Annotated in this window: 16 protein-coding genes; 6 read left to right on the forward strand and 10 right to left on the reverse strand. The window is 69.2% G+C overall.

Annotated elements, in window-relative coordinates:
* Nucleotides 1–108 precede the first annotated feature (108 nt).
* The gene (locus ABD355_RS08140) at nucleotides 109–663 is read left to right on the forward strand and encodes a GNAT family N-acetyltransferase (RefSeq protein WP_344399447.1); all 555 of its coding nucleotides are present in this window, start codon (nucleotides 109–111) and stop codon (nucleotides 661–663) included.
* A gap of 3 nt (nucleotides 664–666) precedes the next feature.
* Here ABD355_RS08140 and ABD355_RS08145 read toward each other — a convergent pair whose 3' ends face one another.
* The 8 genes from ABD355_RS08145 to ABD355_RS08180 form a co-directional block, all read right to left on the reverse strand.
* The gene (locus tag ABD355_RS08145; protein WP_344399765.1) at nucleotides 667–2,169 is read right to left on the reverse strand and encodes a type IV secretory system conjugative DNA transfer family protein; all 1,503 of its coding nucleotides are present in this window, start codon (nucleotides 2,167–2,169) and stop codon (nucleotides 667–669) included.
* 18 nt (nucleotides 2,170–2,187) lie between these two features.
* A complete protein-coding gene (locus ABD355_RS08150; protein WP_344399448.1) occupies nucleotides 2,188–3,615 on the reverse strand; it encodes an ATP-binding protein in 1,428 nt (475 codons plus the stop codon).
* Nucleotides 3,616–3,628: 13 nt separating this feature from the next.
* On the reverse strand, nucleotides 3,629–5,188 hold the full coding sequence (locus ABD355_RS08155) for an SCO6880 family protein (RefSeq protein ID WP_344399449.1): 1,560 nt from the start codon (nucleotides 5,186–5,188) through the stop codon (nucleotides 3,629–3,631).
* Nucleotides 5,185–6,522 (reverse strand): hypothetical protein, encoded by a 1,338-nt coding sequence (locus ABD355_RS08160; protein WP_344399452.1) that lies wholly within the window; start codon nucleotides 6,520–6,522, stop codon nucleotides 5,185–5,187. Before ABD355_RS08160 ends, ABD355_RS08155 begins: the two co-directional genes overlap by 4 nt.
* Entirely contained in the window at nucleotides 6,512–7,342 is an 831-nt protein-coding gene (locus tag ABD355_RS08165) for a DUF8175 domain-containg protein (protein ID WP_344399453.1), read from the reverse strand. The genes ABD355_RS08160 and ABD355_RS08165 overlap by 11 nt, the downstream gene beginning before the upstream one ends.
* Before the next feature lie 186 nt (nucleotides 7,343–7,528).
* Nucleotides 7,529–7,837, reverse strand: coding sequence for a hypothetical protein (locus ABD355_RS08170; protein WP_014673544.1), 309 nt, complete (start codon nucleotides 7,835–7,837; stop codon nucleotides 7,529–7,531).
* 368 nt (nucleotides 7,838–8,205) lie between these two features.
* On the reverse strand, nucleotides 8,206–8,490 hold the full coding sequence (locus ABD355_RS08175) for a hypothetical protein (RefSeq protein WP_344399454.1): 285 nt from the start codon (nucleotides 8,488–8,490) through the stop codon (nucleotides 8,206–8,208).
* Nucleotides 8,491–8,707: 217 nt separating this feature from the next.
* Nucleotides 8,708–10,081 (reverse strand): S53 family peptidase, encoded by a 1,374-nt coding sequence (locus ABD355_RS08180; RefSeq protein ID WP_344399455.1) that lies wholly within the window; start codon nucleotides 10,079–10,081, stop codon nucleotides 8,708–8,710.
* A gap of 367 nt (nucleotides 10,082–10,448) precedes the next feature.
* Here ABD355_RS08180 and ABD355_RS08185 point away from each other — a divergent pair, with 367 nt between their 5' ends.
* Nucleotides 10,449–11,024, forward strand: a complete 576-nt coding sequence (locus ABD355_RS08185; RefSeq protein WP_344399456.1) for a hypothetical protein — start codon at nucleotides 10,449–10,451, stop codon at nucleotides 11,022–11,024.
* Between the two features lie 3 nt (nucleotides 11,025–11,027).
* Here ABD355_RS08185 and ABD355_RS08190 read toward each other — a convergent pair whose 3' ends face one another.
* Nucleotides 11,028–11,633: an NADPH-dependent FMN reductase gene (locus ABD355_RS08190; protein ID WP_344399458.1), complete on the reverse strand. Its 606-nt coding sequence runs from the start codon at nucleotides 11,631–11,633 to the stop codon at nucleotides 11,028–11,030.
* Nucleotides 11,634–11,719: 86 nt separating this feature from the next.
* Between ABD355_RS08190 and ABD355_RS08195 the strand changes: the two genes are divergently transcribed.
* The 4 genes from ABD355_RS08195 to ABD355_RS08210 all read left to right on the forward strand — a co-directional run bounded on the left by ABD355_RS08195 (nucleotide 11,720) and on the right by ABD355_RS08210 (nucleotide 15,568).
* Nucleotides 11,720–12,205, forward strand: coding sequence for a MarR family winged helix-turn-helix transcriptional regulator (locus tag ABD355_RS08195; protein WP_344399459.1), 486 nt, complete (start codon nucleotides 11,720–11,722; stop codon nucleotides 12,203–12,205).
* Between the two features lie 395 nt (nucleotides 12,206–12,600).
* The gene (locus tag ABD355_RS08200) at nucleotides 12,601–13,374 is read left to right on the forward strand and encodes a trypsin-like peptidase domain-containing protein (protein ID WP_344399460.1); all 774 of its coding nucleotides are present in this window, start codon (nucleotides 12,601–12,603) and stop codon (nucleotides 13,372–13,374) included.
* A 252-nt stretch (nucleotides 13,375–13,626) separates the two neighbouring features.
* Complete coding sequence (locus tag ABD355_RS08205) at nucleotides 13,627–14,634, forward strand: C40 family peptidase (RefSeq protein ID WP_344399766.1); 1,008 nt, start codon at nucleotides 13,627–13,629, stop codon at nucleotides 14,632–14,634.
* Between the two features lie 232 nt (nucleotides 14,635–14,866).
* Nucleotides 14,867–15,568 carry a phosphatase PAP2 family protein gene (locus tag ABD355_RS08210; protein ID WP_344399461.1) on the forward strand — a complete coding sequence of 234 codons (702 nt, stop codon included), beginning with the start codon at nucleotides 14,867–14,869 and terminating at the stop codon, nucleotides 15,566–15,568.
* 138 nt (nucleotides 15,569–15,706) lie between these two features.
* Here ABD355_RS08210 and ABD355_RS08215 read toward each other — a convergent pair whose 3' ends face one another.
* Nucleotides 15,707–17,263 carry an FAD-binding oxidoreductase gene (locus ABD355_RS08215; protein ID WP_344399462.1) on the reverse strand — a complete coding sequence of 519 codons (1,557 nt, stop codon included), beginning with the start codon at nucleotides 17,261–17,263 and terminating at the stop codon, nucleotides 15,707–15,709.
* Nucleotides 17,264–17,522: the final 259 nt, after the last annotated feature.

Raw genomic sequence — 17,522 nt, forward strand, 5'->3', positions numbered from 1 at the left:
CTGCAGGGGGGACCCTGTGGGAGAGTAGGACGCCGCCGAACAATTTTTGAGAAAACCCCCGCATCATTCGGTGCGGGGGTTTTCTGCGTTTAGGCTACCGTGGCCTGCATGAACTACAAAGTCCGTTCCATACAAGCCGACGAGTGGCCCCGCGCGAAGGCGTTGCGGCTCGCCTCGCTACAGGATCCCGTAGCGCATCTCGCCTTTCTGGAAACCTACGAGCAAGCGATCGCACGCCCGGATTCCTTCTGGCAGGAGCGGGCGGCCGGCGCCGCCGAGGGCGCGTCCGGGGCGCAGCAGATCATTGCCGAGGGGCCCGACGGAGAGTGGGTCGGGACCTTGGTCGTGCTGGTCGAGGAGGCCGGGTCGACCGACTGGGCCGGCTTTCCGGTGGAGCGGAAGCAGGGGCATGTCGTAGGCGTGTTCGTGCGGCCGGAGTGTCGGGGGATCGGGCTCACCGAGGTGCTGTTCGACGCCGGCCTGGAGTGGGCCTGGGCGCAGGGCGTGGAGCGGGTGCGGCTCATCGTGCACGAGGAGAACGGGCGCGCTCAGCGGTTTTACCGGAAGGTCGGGTTCGCGCCCACCGGGGTGACCGTGCCGTTGCAGGAGAGGCCAGGGGAGTCCGAGTTGGAGTTCGCCTTGGTACGGGACGAGGTCGGCTGACGGCTACACCGGCAGTTCGTCGTGCGGCCAGCGGGCGCGGCCCTGTTCGCGGGAGCGGAGCAGGGCCAGGGTCGGCTGGCCCCGGTCCGCTCCCGTGGCCAGTAGCTCCGGGAGCTGGGGAAGCGGGGCCACCGCTGCGACGTCGTCGAGGACGAGCGTGAGTGGTGGGTCGAGGCGACCGGAGGATGACCGTTCGGCCATGCGCCGGCCACGCTCGACCACGCTTGAGACGAGGGCCGTCAGAAGGGGCATCGCGCCCGGGTTGCTTCTGGGGTCCTCGATGGATTCCCCCACCACATAAAGCGTGCCCCCTTCATGGACGAAGGAATCCAAGGCGAGGGCATCTGTTCGGTTTGGAGTGCAGGCCTCGCGGATGTTGACGGTGAAGAGCGCGGAGAGCGCCCGGCTGGTCAACTCCTGGGCCATGTCCCGGCGTTCTGGGTGTGCGGTGAGCGCGGCCTCGAGTTCGCCCGCGGAGCCGGGGGCCGCCTTGGGGTTCGTACGGAGGATGCGGACCGCGTCCTGGACCTGGGCGCCCTGGGACCAGCGGTGGACGTGTCGGATGGTGCGGCCGTCTACAGCGGCGGCGTGCACATAGCTGCGCAGGAGCGTTTCGGCTGTGGCCGACAGGGCCTGGTCGAGTTTGGCCGTGGGGCGGATCGGGGCGAGCAGGGCGGCGGCTCTCGCCGTGGCTGTCTCCTTGTCCTCGCAGCCCGCGGTGGGGGACCAGTGGAGGCGGGCCGGGGTGTCGCAGAGGTGGACGGGGTCGTAGAGGAGGACGGGGCCCAGTTTCGACCGGGCGTCCTTGGTGTCCGACCAGATCGCCGGGTTCGAGGTGATGACGAGAGCCGGGCCTGCCGCGTCGCGTACGGCCTGGGTCGCCGTTGCCTGGCGGCTTTCTCTGGGGGCTACGACGAGATTTTCCCTGCCGGTCCCACCACCCACTCCGGCCGTGCCGCCCACCGCCGCCCTGTCGTCGGCGGCCAGGGAGGGCGAGGGCTCGGGCATGGGCGCCGGTTCCTGGAGGAGTTCCGTCGGCTGTGGTTCGTGCGGTGCCGTCCGCGGCGTAGGGACCTCGTAGTGCGTCGGCGTCGGCGTCGGCTCGGGTGTCGGGCGGTCGAGTGGTTGCGTGCGGCGCTTCAGGCGGCCTGCGCGCCAGCGGGCGATGGTGCCCATCGCGAACACCGTCAGTACGAACAGCACCATCAACTGGCCGATGAACAGGCCCCAGAACAGGCCGTAGCCGGAGAGCTGGGTGTTCGGCGTCTCGGGCCAGGCGCCCGGGATGTCGTGCGGATGGCCGATGAGGTGGCGCATGGCCGTGGGGGTGCGGGTGAAGGTGACGCCGTGCGGCCAGCTGCCCTTGGTGAACAGGCCGGCGAGGCCCGTGGCCGTCCACACCAGCAGGGTCATGCCGAGGAGGAAGGCGAGTATCCCGAGCAGGAGCCCGTCCGGGATGCCGCCCTGCCCGTCCCGGGGGTCTCTTCGCCGGTCGTCCGGTCTCACCACGTCCTGCCTCCCCTGCTATGCCACCGTCGACTCGGACGGCCCCTCGAAGTCGCTCAGGTGCTGTTCCACGAAGGCGGCCGCGCGCTCCTCCGCCTCCAGCTCGGCGGCGCGCAGGGCGTCGTCCCTCAGGTCGCGTTCGGCGGACGACTCCGTCATGGCGCGGTCGGTGAAGACCAGCGGGCGTTCCGTCTCGGTGATCAGGTGTTTGACGACCTGGACATTGCCGTTGACGTCCCAGACGGCGATGCCGGGGGTGAGGGTGGGGATGATCTCCACCGCCCAGCGAGGGAGGCCCAGGACGCGGCCCGTCGCCCGCGCCTCGTCGGCTTTCTGGGCGTAGATCGTCCTCGTGGACGCCATCTTCAGGATGGCCGCGGCTTCCTTGGCCGCCGCGCCGTCGACGACGTCCGACAGGTGGTGGACCACCGCCACGAAGGACAGACCGAGCCGGCGGCCGAACTTCAGCAGCCGCTGGAACAGCTGGGCGACGAAGGGGCTGTTGATGATGTGCCAGGCCTCCTCGACCAGGAAGATGCGCTTCTTCCGGTCGGGGCGGATCCAGGTGTGTTCCAGCCATACGCCGACGATCGCCATCAGGATCGGCATGGCGATGGAGTTGCGGTCGATGTGGGACAAATCGAACACGATGAGGGGCGCGTCGAGGTCGATGCCGACCGTGGTCGGGCCGTCGAACATGCCGCGGAGGTCACCGTCGACCAGACGGTCCAGGACCAGCGCCACGTCCAGGCCCCAGGCCCGTACGTCCTCTATGGCGACGTTCATCGCCTCGGCCGACTCGGGTTCGGGGTGCCGTAGCTGCTCGACGATGTCGGTGAGGACCGGCTGGCGTTCGACGATCGTCTCGTTGACGTAGGCGTGCGCGACCTTCAGGGCGAAGCCGGAGCGCTCGTCCAGGCCGTGGCCCATCGCGACCTCGATGATCGTGCGGAGCAGGGCGAGCTGGCCGGTCGTCGTGATCGCCGGGTCGAGGGGGTTGAGGCGGATTCCGTGGTCCAGGGCCGCGGTCGGGTCCAGGCGGATGGGTGTTATCCCCAGCTCTTCCGCGATCAGGTTCCATTCGCCGACGCCGTCCTCGCCCTGGGCGTCGAGGACGACGACCTGGCGGTCGCGGAAGCGCAGCTGCCGTAGGACGTAGGTCTTCTCCAGGGCCGACTTGCCGTTGCCGGACTCGCCGAGGACCAGCCAGTGCGGGGCCGGGAGCTGCTGGCCGTACAGCTGGAAGGGGTCGTAGATGTAGCCCTTGCCGGAGTAGACCTCGCGGCCGATGATCACGCCCGAGTCGCCGAGGCCCGGGGCGGCGGTCGGCAGGTAGACCGCCTGGGCCTGGCCCGTGGAGGTGCGTACGGGCAGGCGGGTGGTCTCGACCTTCCCGAAGAGGAAGGACGTGAAGGCGTCGGTCAGGACGGACAGCGGATCCCGCATCAGAACTCAGCCCCTACCTTCGGATGCCGGTGGCGAACGGGAGCGTGTTCACGAAGGCGCGATGGTGTTCCCGGTCGCACCACTCCAGCTTCAGGTACGACTTTCCGGCCGAGGCGCGGATGGTCCGCTTGTCGCGGGCGAGGGCCTCGGGGGAGCGGGAGGAGACGGTGATGTAGCCGACCAGGTTGACGCCTGCCGCGCCGCTCGCCAGGTCCTCGCCGCGCTGGTCCAGGCGGTTGTGGGCGGCGACGTCACGGGGGTCGACCGTGCGGTTCATCTTGGCGGCGCGGGAGGCCTCGGCCACGTCGTTGGTCTTCTCGGTCAGCATGCGTTCGATGGCCACCTCGGTGGGTTCGAGATCCATCGTGACGGCGACCGTTCGGATGACGTCCGGGGTGTGGACGAGGAGCGGGGCCAGGAAGTTGACGCCGACGGGTGTCATCGGCCACTCCTTCACCCAGGCCGTGGCGTGGCACCAGGGCGCGCGGGTGGACGACTCCCGGGTCTTGGCCTGGAGGTACGTCGGCTCCATGGCGTCCAGTTCGGCCGGCCAGGCGTTGCGTTTGGTCATCGCCTGGATGTGGTCGATCGGGTGGTCGGGGTCGTACATGGAGTGGATGAGGGAGGCGAGTCGGCCCTGCCCGAGGGGCTGGCGGACGCGGATGTCGGCCTCCTGGAGGCGCGAGCAGATGTCGGTGAGCTCGCGGGCCATGACGACCGCGAGACCGGCGTCCCGGTCCACCTTGCGGCCGTTCTGGGGGCGGGCGGCGCGTGCCATCGCGTGTGCCTCGGCCGCGAGCTCGCGGGTGAAGTGCATGCAGGCGACGAGGTAGGCGCGGTGCTGCTCGCTGCTCGTCGAGACCATCGACTGCAGTTGGTCGTACGAGTGCTGCAGCCAGCCCGGCGACTTCTCGTCCCCGCGGATGGCGACGTCCTTGGCGTGGGCGTCGGGGTCGGCGGGGAGGGTGCGGGCGAGCATCTGGAGGCGGGTGACGAAGCCGTCCCCGTTGGCGACGTGCTTGAGGAGCGTGCCGAAGCGGTCGACGAGGGCTTCCTGGTCCTCCGAGTCGCGCAGGCCGACGCCGGGGCCCTCGATCTCGATGGCCGCTGTCACTGTGCGGCGGTCCGCGTGCAGCAGTACGGCGATCTCGTCCGGGCCGAAGGGGGCGGCCAGCCAGGTGATGCGGCCGATCCCGGGGGGCGGGCCGACCTCGACCTCGCGTCCGTCGAGCCGCGTACCGGCTTCGATGACACCGCTGCGGTAGAGGGTGCCCTGCTTCAGGGTGCGTTTGTAGCTGCGGTTGATCTCGAACCACTTGTAGAACGTGCGGTGCTTGTACGGCACGTAGACCGCTGCGAGGGCGATCAGTGGGAAGCCCGTCAGCAGCACGATGCGCAGGGAGAGGACGGGGACGAGGAGCCCGCACATCATGCCGAGGAAAGCGCCCGCGATGATGAGCGCGATCTCGCCGGATTCACGGTTCCGGCCGACGATCGCGTTCGGCCGGGCGCGGCCGATGAGATATGTACGGCGGGGCGTGACCGGATGGGACAGGTGGGACTCGGTCGTCAACGCCCTTCACCTCCCGTGCGGTTGGTACTGCTGTTGCGGGTGTTGCTGGCGTGCGGGGTGTTCACCGGGCTCGACGAACGGGGTGCGGGGGCTGCGGTGGGGACGGAGCCGCCGCCTCCGTTCGAGGGCCGGGTGCTGTGGGCGGCCACGCCGCCGGTGGCCGGGTTGGCGGGGCGGGGGCCGCCGTTCGAGGACGACTGGCCGCCGCCCCCGTTGTCGTTGGCGCGGGCGCTGTGCGTCTTGATGCCCTGCGCGACCATGGTCGCCGGGGAGCTGATGACCGCGGCGGCCTTGCCCTCGGCGCCGGCCATGATGCGGTTGTTGCGGCCGCTGGCGATCTCGTCGCCGAAACCGGGGACGAATCTGTAGATCATCGCGCTGGCGAAGATGGCGAGCAGGATGATCGCGAGGCCGGAGACGACCGCGGAGAACGAGTCCGGGCCGTTCGCGGAGGACAGCGCGCCGGCGAGGCCCAGCACGATCACGATGATCGGCTTGACGAGAATGACCGCGATCATGATGCCCGCCCAGCGGCGGACGTGGCCCCACAGGTTCTTGTCGACGAGGCCCGCGTAGACGACGGTGCCGAGGAGGGCGCCGACGTAGAGGAGGGCGGCGCGGATGACCAGCTCCAGCCAGAGCACGCCGGCGGCGAGGATGCTGACCAGGGACACCACGATCAGCATGATGGGGCCGCCGCCGATGTTCTGGCCTTTGTCGAGGGCGCCGGAGAAGGTGCCGAAGAACATGTCCGTCTGGTCGCCGGTGGCCTTGGCGAGGACGTCTGTGATGCCGTCGGTCGCCGATACGACGGTGTAGAGGATCAGGGGCGTGAAGGCCGAGGCGAGGACCGTCAGCCAGAGGAAACCGATCGCCTCCGAGATCGCCGTCGTGAGGGGGACACCTCGGACGGCGCGCTTGGCCACGGCGAGCAGCCAGAGCAGGAGGGTGAGGATGGTGGAGGCCGCGAAGACGACTGCGTACTGCTGAAGGAACTTCTGGTTGGTGAAGTCGACGTTCGCGGTTTCTGTTACGGCCCCGCTGAGCTTGTTGATGGTCCAGGAGGCGGCTTTTGCGCAGCCCTTGGCGAGGGAGGAGAGGGGGTCGAGGGTGGAGGTGGGGTCCAGACCGCCACCGGTGCCGGTGAGGCCTTTTGCGCCGTTGCCGCGGGTGCAGTAGTCCTTGGCGGGGCCGTGGATCAGGTCGCAGGGGTCATTGCTCGCCGTGGGTGAAGGCGTTGGTGCTGCGAAGGCACGCGTGGCCATGATGACTGCGGAGGCTTGTACGGTCGCGACAAGGGCAGTCAGCTTGAGTGCGCGTCGGTTAGCGGGCATACGTGAACCCTCCGTACTCCTCGACGGCCTTCGCCATGTCGTCGGCGCTGGAGGCCCTGTCGTCGCCGGGGACGGGCGCGGGGCCTTCCTTCTGAGAGTGCGTCACGATCTTCCAGTCACCGCCGGTCCATTCCAGTTTGATGGTGATGGTGAACCAGCTGTTCGTGACCGGGTTCGTGGAGTTCTCACCGGCAAGGCCCAGGAGGCCGCTGCACCAGACCTCTACGGTCGCGTCGTTCTCGGAGGACGCGGTGACCTTGGTGCCGATCGGGCTGGTGCGGGAAACGAAGGTGTAGCCCGCTGGTGTGGAGCCGTCCTCGTTGAGACCGACGTTCTTGTTGAACTGCGGGGTGTAGGCCTGGTCCAGCTTCGACTCGAACCCCGCCACGCGGGACGGCGTGATGATGGTCTGCAGGATGGCGTCACGTCTGGTCTTGTTGAACATGTCGGCCGAGCCCAGCGCCACCGCATAGTTCGCCGCAGCGCTCTGCGCCCCCTGCTGGTCGTGTGCGAAGCCCGTGGGGATCCCCGCCGCCGTCGTTCGTACCGGCTTTGTCCCGCTGGCCGCCGTGGATGCCGCGTCCGGCTTGCTGCCGCTCGCGCTGTCCGAAGAGGAGTCTCCTCCTCCGCGGTTCGCGAAGGCGATGGCTGCGATGAGCAGGACCACCACGCCCACCACCGTGATCAGGCTCCGGGACGACGAGCGGCCGCCGCGGCGGGCGCCGCCGTAGACGTCGCCGCCCCCGTCGGGCAGCCGGGTCCGGGTCTGGCCCGTGCCGCCGTAACCGCCGGAGGCCTCGTGCTCGTCTCCGAGACTCATGCCGTGTACGCCCTCTCCAGCTCGTAGACATACGACGGTAGCCGTGCTGGTTCCCGCGCGGGCGCGGTGTGGTGACTCGACATCAGGGAAACGCAACCTCAGCCGGTGGGCACGACGGGCGGGTGGGGGTGGAGGGGACCGGGCGTGCCCGGCGGGGACTGGCGGACGCCTGCCGTAAAGGGCCTGCTAGACGGCCATGCCGTACACGATGGTGAAGAGCGTGCCCAGCGAACCGATGATGAATACCCCGGTGAGACCGGCGATGATGAGGCCCTTGCCCTGTTCCGCGCTGAAGGTGTCGCGGAGCGCGGTCGCGCCGATGCGCTGCTTCGCGGCGCCCCAGACGGCGATGCCGAGGCAGAGGAGAATGGCGACGGCCATCACCACCTCGATCATGACCTTCGCCTCGTTGCCCAGGCTGCCGAAGGGGCCCCAGTCCGGAGCGATCCCGCCGATGATGGTGTTGATGTCTCCCTTGTCGGCCGCAAAGAGCATGTAAGTCACCGCCCCTGGTGGGTAGTTCCACAGTCCCCTGCGGGGGTGCAGAGGTCAGGCTCATTCTCGCCGACAATGCTGCCTTCGTATGTCGACTTGGCGTCATTGCATGGCGGGTTTCGTACGAATAGCTGTTAGGTCACTCTGTGTATCACGGCTGGTCACGCCGGGCAATGAGGCCTGAGCGGAACCTGTGACGGGGTTCCGTCGTTGACCCCTTTCGCGACCTGAATCGTTCCTGACGGTGGGTCGGGTGAGGGGTCGAGCCGATGTTCTCCGGGTGACGGGCGAACGGATGAAGAGTATCCGGTACGGCGAGCGGGCCGCGGATGACGGCCGCGGCCCGCTCGTTGACGGATGGTCAGTCGTCAGCGCGTGGTGCACTTGGGGTAGCTCGAACCCTCGACGCAGTTGCTGTAGGCGCTGTAGCTGACGTCGACCTCTTCCTCGTCGCCGCTCTTGGTGCGGACCTTCAGCTCGTACTCGGTGTGGCAGCTTCGGGTCCGCCTCGAGCCCTTCTTCTTGGTCTTGCACTCGTGGTCCGTGTCCTTGCTGACGACGGTGCCGGTGACGTTCTTCGACGAGCTGCCGCAACCGGCCAGTGGCGCGGTGAGTGCGGCGACGGTGAGCAGGACTGAGAGCGTGCGCTTCATGCGGTTTCCCCCGGGGCGTCGTGGAGCGGACGTCGACGTTCTCCGGAGATGGTGCCTGACGCGCTGTCCCGTCGGGGCGGCGGGGCGTACGGGAAAACGGGCCGCGGCCGGCTGCCGTGACCCGTTTCCCTTTCCGTGCCGCCCGGGAGGCCCCACGTACTCCCTCGTGCGGGCGGCTCCCCGTGACCCGACGGGGTGGTCCTGCCGCTTACTGCGGTCAGCTCGCCGTGAAGGCGGTGAGGCCCTCGGGGGTGCCCCAGCCGGTCGGGCCGTCGTAGCCCGACTTGGCGGTGCAGAAGTAGCTGGTGGAGCAGGTGCCGTTGCTGCCGCTGGTGACGTCGTTCAGCGCCGAGGTGCCGGCCGCGTTGTAGGGGTACTGCGCCGGGTAGTCGCCGGCGCCCGGGGTGCCGGCGAGGGCGTAGACCGAGGCGATGAGCGGGGAGGAGGCGCTGGTGCCGCCGTAGGTGTTCCAGCCGGTGCCGTCGGAGCCGTAGGTGTCGTAGACGGAGACGCCGGTGGCGGGGTCGGCGACCGCGGAGACGTCACCGATCATGCGCTTGCTGCAGCCGGTGTCGGTCTGCCAGGAGGGCTTCGCGTCGTACGCGGAGCAGCCGGAGCCGGTGCCCTCCGTGCTGCTGGTGTTCCAGACGCTCTCGGTCCAGCCGCGGCTGTTGGAGGACGTGGAGAGCTTGGTGCCGCCGACTGCCGTGACGTACTTGGAGGCGGCCGGGTATTCGGCGCCGTAGCCGCTGTCGCCGGCGCTCGCGGTGATCGCGACGCCCGGGTGCTTGTAGTACGAGGAGTCGTACGTCGTGTCCGAGGAGGACTCGGAGCCGCCGTAGCTGTTGGAGACGAACTTGGCGCCGAGCTTGACGGCCTCGTTCACCGCGGTGCCCAGGTTGGCGTCGGACGCCGACTTGGCCTCGACGAGGAGGATGTTGCAGTTCGGGCAGGTCGCGCTGACCATGTCGAGGTCGAGGGAGATCTCACCGGCCCAGCCGCTGTCGGCGGAGGGGAGGGAGGTCGTGGAGCCGGTCTGGCTGACCTTCGAGAAGCAGCCGTTGTCCGTGGTGCAGGAGCTCAGGCCGTAGTAGTCGCGGTACGTGGCCAGGTCCGCCTCGGCGTTCGGGTCGTCGTAGGCGTCGACGATGGCGACGGTCTCGCCGGAGCCGTTGGAGGAGGCGGCGTCGGTCAGGCCGTAGGCCGACTGGATGTCCGACGGGCCGTAACCGGTCGGGGTGTCGGTGGTGGCGTCCGGCTTGATGGTCTTGGGGGCGACGCCCTTGAGTGCGGCCTGCTTCTCCATGAAGGCGGTGGTGCCGCCGGTGACACGCAGGGCGTTGCAGGCCGCGTAACCCTTCTTCGGGATGGCGCCACAGGCCTTCGTGTACTGCACGTGCGCCTTGGCGACCTGCGCGGCGATCGCCTTGGTGCTCACCTTGTGGGCGGCCGTCGTGGCCGTGGTGGCGGCGCTCGCCTGGACGGCGGTGCCGAATCCGGCGAGGACCAGCGCCGCGGTGGCCGCGGCGGCCGAGCCGATCCGGCGCCATCTGCCGGATATGTGGGGGGAGTCGGGGGTGGTCGTACGCAACGTACAGCCTCCTGGAAGTGGTGGGCAGAGGCCTGCGGTGGGGGGACTGCCGGGTGTTCTCGGCAGGGGCGGCGACCCGCGTAGACCATCGCTTGTTGAGTACGCGACAAACAAGGCAGTTTCGGAATTCTGACTGCCGCATTACTGAAGGCGGTTGGCGGATTGCTGCTCAATGGCGGTGCGATGGAGGGGGGTTGGGGGTGGCTTGACTTCGTGCACAGTATTCGGACAGGTGGGAGACAGGTTGACGCGCGTCACCTCGGCCCGTGGCCGTCCCCGTCCGGGCGGGGCGGGGGTCAAGTCTGCGTCATGTGGCATCGGCGGCTGAGAGTGCGGGAGTTGCCCGACGTATGGAGTGGGCATGTGGATGGCGACCCCGAAGAGGGGCAACTCTGTGATCCAGCACCGCATCGTCCTCGCTTCGGCCGCGGGCCTCGTCTGCGCCTTCCTGCTGGCGGCGTGCGACTCCATGAACGGCGGCGCCTCCGGTACGAGCGCTGTCGGCGTCGCGCCGGTCACGTCGGCTCCGGCGGCCTCGGCACCGGTCGGCGGCGGGGCGTCCGGGAGCGGGCAGACGGCCTCGACCGTCACGGTGCGGGCCGAGGCCGTGAAGGGCGGGGGCAGCGTGGTCACCGACGGCACGGGGGCGACCCTCTACCGCTATGACAGGGACCGGCCGCATCCGTCCCGGTGGACGTGTGCCGGTGCGTGCGTGAAGACGTGGATTCCGGTCATCGTGTCGGACTCCGTGCAGACGGTGGGCGTCGAGAAGAGTCTGCTCGGTACGGTCCACCGCAACGGCAGGAAGCAACTCACCCTGGGCGGCTGGCCGTTGTACCGGTATGTGGGCGATACGGGGGCCGGGCAGCTGAACGGCCAGGGGAAGGGCGGGCAGTGGTATGCGGTCACTCCGGCCGGGGGCAAGGCCGCTGTGACCGGCTGAGCGTCATGGCGCTGCGGCGGGCAGGACGTCTGCGTGCGCCTCGGCCTTGGCCTCGCGTACGGCGCGCAGCGCGCCGGACCAGGCGATGACCTGGTCGAGCATGCCGCAGACCGCGGCGGCGAGGCCTTCCGCCGGGACGAAGGCGCCCGTCTCGAACGCCGGGAGCAGGGCGATGGCGGGTTGAGTGCGGACCGTGGCCATCTGGAGCTCGGCGAGCACGAGCCGCAGCGCTTCGGCGGCCCGGACGCCCGCGGCCCATCCGCCGTAGCTGATGATGCCGGCGGCCTTGTCGTTCCACTCCCCATAGACGTAGTCCAGCGCGTTCTTGAGTGCGCCGGGGAAGGAGTGGTTGTACTCCGGGACGAGGAACACGAAGCCGTCGAAGTCGTCGATCAGCGCGGACCAGGCGCGGGTGTGCGGGTGCTCGTACTGCCGGTGGGTCGGATTTCCGCCCTCGTCGAGGTTGCCGAGGCGGTGGTGGGCGAGGTCGATGAGCTCGTAGTCGGCGCCGCCGTGGGCGCGCGCCGTGTCGAGCACCCAGGAGGCGATCGGCTCGCCCCGGCGTCCGGGGCGGGTGCTGCCGAGGATGATCCCAATGCGCAGTGCCATGGTGTTCCTTCCACAGGAGTTGACGTGTCAACTCTAGGAAGGGATGAGTTGACGCGTCAACACCTTGGCTCGGTATGCTGCCCGTCATGGCTCAGTCGCGGACGCTGGAACCCGAGGAGTGGGAGCTCTGGGACGCCTGGATGCGCGCGCAGCGCCTGCTCACCAGGGAGCTCGACCGCGGTCTGCAGCGTGACTGCGGCATCTCGAAGGCCGAGTTCAGCGTGCTGGTGACGCTCTGGCAGGCCCCCGGCCGCGAGATGCGCGTCGGAGAGCTCTCCGAGTCGCTCGACTGGGAGAAGAGCCGCGTCTCGCACCAGCTGACGCGCATGGAGAACCGCGGTTTCGTGGAGCGGACCGAGCGCGGCGCCGGTGGCCGCCGCACCGGGATCGGGCTGACCGACAAAGGGCGCAGCGCCGTGCAGAGCGCCGTCCTCGTGCATGCCGGAAACATCCGCCACTACTTCCTCGACATGCTCACACCTCAGCAGGCCGAGGCCTTGCGGGCCTGGAGCGGGCAGCTGATCGAGCGCATCGAGCCGCGCGGCAGCGGGGCCCCCGACGACGCCGGGTAGGACACGGCCAGGACCGTGTTGCCTGCCGAATGTCAGTCCGGTGGCCTAACGTGATGGTGTGGGTTCGGAGAGTGAAGGGAGGATGTTGTGGCGAAGGAGGAGCCGCGGTACACGCAGACCGCACAGGCGTGGCCGGTGCATGACGCGGAGGCGAGGTCGGCCGCCGCACCGTACGGTGGTGGCGACGCCGAAGCGGTGGAGAGACGGAGGCAGCGAGCCATGTCCGTGTCGCCGGGCGCCCTGCCCCGTCTGCGACCCCGGCACCCGGGTGTCGCGTACGGCGCTTCCGTGCGCCATCCGCAGCCGCAGCCCCAGCCGCAGGGAGGATCGTTCACGGAGAGATCCAAGTGAACGTCAGACGGATTTCTCACCTTCGTGGGTCACAGTGGGCGCCGATGAAGCGCATCCCACGCATCAGCAGGCGTGTCACCAGTCCCCTGTGCGCGGCTGTCGTGCTCCTTGTGCCCGCGCTCACCTCCGCTTCCCTCGCCAATGCGGACGACGGGCCGGGGCCCCTCGGTGTGACCGTTGTCGCGGTGGACAACGCGCAGTCCAGGAAGGTCGGAGCCCTCTTCGACGCCGACCGGCGGTCCTCACTCGCCGGCGGGCACTTCTGCACCGCCTCCGTCGTGTACAGCCCGCACCGCAATCTCATCGTCACGGCGGCCCACTGCCTCAACGGGAGCAAGGACGGCGACCTCATCTTCGTACCGGGCTACCGGGGCGGGCAGGCGCCGTACGGGACGTGGACGGTGCGGAAGGCGTTCCTGCCCGACGGGTGGGCCAAGGGGCAGCACGAGGACAGTGACGTCGCCTTCGCCGTCGTCGAGAACAAGAACGGGAAGAGCGTCGAGGACGCCGTCGGCGGCAACCCCTTCGTGGCCGGCGTGGCGACCGGGGCCACCGCCGTCACCATCACCGGGTATCCCAGCGCCCGTGAAGTGCCCGTCAGCTGCACCAACAGACCGACCAGGCACAGCTCCACCCAGCAGCGGATCGACTGCCCCGGACTGTCGGGAGGGACCAGCGGCAGTCCTTGGGTCAACGGGGACAAGGCGGTCGTCGGGATCCTGGGCGGGCACGAGAAGGGCGGCAGTACGGACGACATCTCGTACAGCGTCGTGTTCGGGGCGGAAGCGGCCGAGTTGTATCGGGACGCCACCAACTGATGCGTCGGCGCTCCGCCGGGTGCGCCGATTTGCGGCTCCGTCGCGGGGTTGGCATGTGCCGTCGATCGTCTGCAGCGCCGTCGTGGCTGGTCGCTCCCCCACTCTCGGCTTCGCTCGAGCGGGGGGACCCCCATCGCGGCGGAGCCGCATGTCGATACAGCCTCGCGCCCCTATGGGGCGCTTGATCTCCCCGGAAGACGGATGCGGCCCTAGACTGACGTGGGCTTCGGACTCCCGGGCGGTGAGGGGCGGTTGACGGTGCGTAAGGCGTGGATCGTTGCCGGCGTTGCCGTCGGCTCTGCTCTGTCCTTCGTCATGCTGCTCGTCGTCGGGGTGTACGTCGTCGCCGGGAACCTCATCAACGGGGTGGGCGGCGGTACCAAGGCCCTGGCCAAGGGGGCCGTGCCCGCCGCGTACTCGGCCATCGTGCAGAAGTGGGGCAACCTCTGCCCCGCCCTCAACCCCGCGCTGCTCGCCGCGCAGCTCTACCAGGAGAGCGGGTTCAATCCGAACGCCAAGAGCCCGGCGGCCGCGGAGGGGATAGCGCAGTTCATTCCGGGCACCTGGGCCACGCACGGCGTCGACGGCAACGGAGACGGCGTCAAAAACGTCTGGGATCCGGCGGATGCCATTCCGTCCGCCGCCTCGTACGACTGCCAGCTCGCCTCGTACGTCAAGGACGTACCCGGGAATCTGACCGAAAACATGCTCGCGTCGTACAACGCGGGGGCCTACGCGGTGATCAAGTACGGGGGCGTGCCGCCGTACAAGGAGACCCAGAACTACGTCAAGACGATCACGACGCTCGAGGAGAGCTTCGCCGCGCCCGTCAGCCGGGTCGATCCCAGCAAGCAGGCCGCCGCGGCCATCTACTACGCGCAGAAGAAGCTCGGGACGCCCTATCTGTGGGGCGGCGACGGTACCGCCGCGGACAACGGGCGTTTTGACTGCTCGGGGCTGACCAAGGCCGCGTACGAGAGTGTCGGGATCACGCTGCCGCGGGTCGCCAACGACCAGTACAACGCGGGGCCGCACCCCAAGCGTGACGAGCTTCTGCCCGGCGATCTCGTGTTCTTCTCCACGGACCCCACCGACTCCCGGGCCATCCACCATGTGGGGATCTATGTGGGCGGCGGGTACATGATCGACGCGCCGAGGACGGGCGCGGTGATCCGGTTCGACCCCATCGACACCTCCGAGTACTTCGGAGCCACGCGAGTCACCGAAGATGGCGCGAAAGCACTGCCCACCACGGTGTGAACCGAGCGTGAACCCACCCCCTGAGCTGCGGTGATGAGTCTCTCTTCGATAACGTCTGCGTGATCATTCGGTGGAGTGTGGAACGTAGTAACTGGGACCGTGCGTTCCTGTTCTCGTAGTCATCCGACAGTCATCCCGGTGGCTGTCCGCGACGTGACCTACAACCACGGGGGTGGACAAGCGGGCGTGCGCGAGTACGTCCGGCAGCAGACGACGAAGGGGCCGCAGCACCATGGCTGGACTCGCCGAATCCGGGTCGAACCCCGACGTCGACCTGCTCTACGACATCAATGGCCTGGCCAAGGACGCGCCGCACTGGTTCGACCGGGTCGTCTCCTTCGTGGGCGAGTACGGGCTGCTGCTGGCCATGGTCCTGCTGGTCGTGGGGTGCTGGTGGTCCGTGCGGCGGCGGGGCGACGAGGACGCCGCGTCGTCTGTCGCCGCGTTGGTGTGGGCGCCGGTGGCTGCGGCCCTTGCGGTACTGGTGAATGTGCCGATACGGGGGTTCGTCGAGCGGCCTCGGCCGTTTCGGACGCACGACGGGCTTGATGTGCTGGTGTCCGGGAAGACCGACTTCTCGTTTGTGAGCGATCACGCGACGATCACCATGGCGATGGCGGTGGGGGTGTTTGTCGCCAACCGGAAGTTCGGGGTTGTGGGGATCGGGTTGGCGCTGCTTGAGGGGTTCTGCCGGGTTTACATGGGCGTGCACTACCCGACTGATGTGGTCGGGGGGTTTGCGCTGGGGACGGCTGTGGCGTTGCTGCTTTCGCCGGTTGCCATGCTGCTGCTCACGCCTGTGGTGAGGGCTGTTGAGGGGTCGGCGTGGGGTGGGTGGTTGGTGCGGAGCCCCGGGCGGGCGGCCTTGGGGCGGGATGCGCTGATCCCGGGGGCCCGAAGAGAAGCGGCGGAGGAGCGGGACCTCGCTGCGTAAGCGCTCCGCTGGAAGGCCCGTGACCGTCTGCGGGTGCGTCGGGGCTGGTCGCTCCCCCACTCTCGGCTTCGCTCGAGCGGGGGGACCCCCATCGCGGCGGAGCCGCAGATCGATACAGCCCCGCGCCCCTTCAGGGCGCTACAGCGACTGGGGGTACGTGAAGAAGCGGTTCGGGTCGTACTGCTTCTTCACTGCCGTCAGGCGGGACGCCGCATCCCCGTAGTACGCCTGGCGCCAGTTCGTCAGGGTGGGGTCCGTGTAGTTCTGGTACGCCGCTCCCGAGGCGTAGGGGCGCATGGCGTTGTGGGTGTTGGTCAGCCAGGTCTGGGCCGCCCCGCCCGTCGTGCCGGCCCGCCAGGATGCGAGGTACTGGGCCAGCATGCGGGAGCGGCGGTGGACGAAGGCCGTTGCGGTGGGGGAGACGCGGTTGACCGCGCCGCCCAGGGCCGTCAGCGCGATGCTGCCCGCGCCGCCCGGGACCGAGCCGATGTTCCTCAGCAGGGTCTGGATGCCCGCCGGGGAGATCGAGCGGTCGAAGAAGTCCGAGCGGGCCGTGTAGGTCTCCCGGCCCAGGGCGCCCTCAGGGTTGCGGTTCGGGGTGGAGCCGGGGAGGTGGCACTGGGCCTCGGTGCGGAACGACGAGCAGCCCGCGTACGCCTCCATCGCGCCCTCGTAGGTGTGCCGCTTGAGCGTCTCGCTGCGGGCCGGTGAGCCGACCGCCGAGACCAGGCGGTCGAGGGCGTTCTGCAGTTCGCCGTAGGTGCCGATGGAGAAGGCGGCGACCGACACGGTGGGCGAGCCGCCGTTCTCCAGGTGGCAGGAGGACCAGATCTCGTCGGGCTGGTCGGGGCCCCACTCCTGCCAGGCCTTCACCACGGCGGCGGCCTTCGACCAGGGCCAGGTGAGGTACGCGGAGACGGCCTGCGGGGCCGGGTGGGTCTTGAAGTGCAGTTCCGTCACGACGCCGAAGTTGCCGTTGCCTGCGCCGCGCAGCGCCCAGAACAGGTCCTTGTTCTCCGTCGCGTCGGCGGTCAGCTGCTTGCCGTCCGCCGTGATCAGGGTGGCCTGTGTGAGGCTGTCGCAGGTCAGGCCGTAGGCCCGGGAGACCACGCCGTGGCCGCCGCCCAGCACCAGGCCCGAGACGCCGACCGAGGGGCAGGAGCCCGCGGGTATCGTCACGCCCTTCGCGGTCAGCGCCCGGTAGACGTCGATCAGTTTGGAGCCGGCGCCGACGACGGCCTGGCCGCCGCCCACCCGGATCTGCTTCAGCTTCGAGACATCGACGATCAGTTTGCCGTTGCCGGAGGACCAACCCGCGTAGGAGTGGCCGCCGTTGCGGATCGCGACCCGGATGTTGTGGGCCCGGGCGTAGGCGAGGGTCGTCCGTATGTCGTCGGCGTGGGCGACATAGGCCACGGCCGCCGGCTTCAGGCCGTCGAAGCGGGTGTTGTACAGCTGGCGGGCCGTGGTCCAGGTGGCCTCGCCCGGGCGTATCAGGGTGCCGTCGAGGTCGCGGGAGAGCGCGGTCCAGTTCGCGGGGGCGGCCTGGCCGGACGTCGACCTGATCGCCGTACCGGAGGAGCCGGACGAGGCGGAGGTGCTGGTGTCCGCGTCGGCGGAACCGCCCCTGCACGCGGCCGTGGCCACCGCCGCCAGCGCGGCCGCGCCGCCCCCGATGAACGTACGACGTTCCATGTTGCGCCCTCCCCGATTGCTCTCGGGGAACGAGACGGCTCGCCGACCACACGGGTTCCCGCGGGAGTGTCACTCCTGTGTCACCGTGGAGGGAGACACCAAGAAGGCCGGAACCTTCATGTGCTCTCCCCGTAAGCGTTCCGTGACCTAACCACACCGTCGGCAGGGGTTCACCTGTCGTTCATTTCCGGCCGTAGGCGCCTTCACCTGGTCTGCCTAATTTCGGCCTTACGCGATGTGGGTCGTGCCTCGGGGAAGG

The sequence above is a fragment of the Streptomyces longisporus genome, assembly GCF_039532765.1.
Taxonomy (GTDB): Bacteria; Actinomycetota; Actinomycetes; order Streptomycetales; family Streptomycetaceae; genus Streptomyces; species Streptomyces longisporus.

Excerpts from the sequence above, each read along its gene's own strand:
- ABD355_RS08210 (WP_344399461.1), top strand. The coding sequence starts at position 14,867 with ATGGCTGGACTCGCCGAATCCGGGTCGAACCCCGACGTCGACCTGCTC.
- ABD355_RS08165 (WP_344399453.1), bottom strand. The coding sequence starts at position 7,342 with ATGAGTCTCGGAGACGAGCACGAGGCCTCCGGCGGTTACGGCGGCACG.
- ABD355_RS08140 (WP_344399447.1), top strand. The coding sequence starts at position 109 with ATGAACTACAAAGTCCGTTCCATACAAGCCGACGAGTGGCCCCGCGCG.
- ABD355_RS08160 (WP_344399452.1), bottom strand. The coding sequence starts at position 6,522 with ATGCCCGCTAACCGACGCGCACTCAAGCTGACTGCCCTTGTCGCGACC.
- ABD355_RS08190 (WP_344399458.1), bottom strand. The coding sequence starts at position 11,633 with ATGGCACTGCGCATTGGGATCATCCTCGGCAGCACCCGCCCCGGACGC.
- ABD355_RS08175 (WP_344399454.1), bottom strand. The coding sequence starts at position 8,490 with ATGAAGCGCACGCTCTCAGTCCTGCTCACCGTCGCCGCACTCACCGCG.
- ABD355_RS08170 (WP_014673544.1), bottom strand. The coding sequence starts at position 7,837 with ATGCTCTTTGCGGCCGACAAGGGAGACATCAACACCATCATCGGCGGG.
- ABD355_RS08185 (WP_344399456.1), top strand. The coding sequence starts at position 10,449 with ATGGCGACCCCGAAGAGGGGCAACTCTGTGATCCAGCACCGCATCGTC.
- ABD355_RS08195 (WP_344399459.1), top strand. The coding sequence starts at position 11,720 with ATGGCTCAGTCGCGGACGCTGGAACCCGAGGAGTGGGAGCTCTGGGAC.
- ABD355_RS08200 (WP_344399460.1), top strand. The coding sequence starts at position 12,601 with ATGAAGCGCATCCCACGCATCAGCAGGCGTGTCACCAGTCCCCTGTGC.
- ABD355_RS08215 (WP_344399462.1), bottom strand. The coding sequence starts at position 17,263 with ATGGAACGTCGTACGTTCATCGGGGGCGGCGCGGCCGCGCTGGCGGCG.
- ABD355_RS08150 (WP_344399448.1), bottom strand. The coding sequence starts at position 3,615 with ATGCGGGATCCGCTGTCCGTCCTGACCGACGCCTTCACGTCCTTCCTC.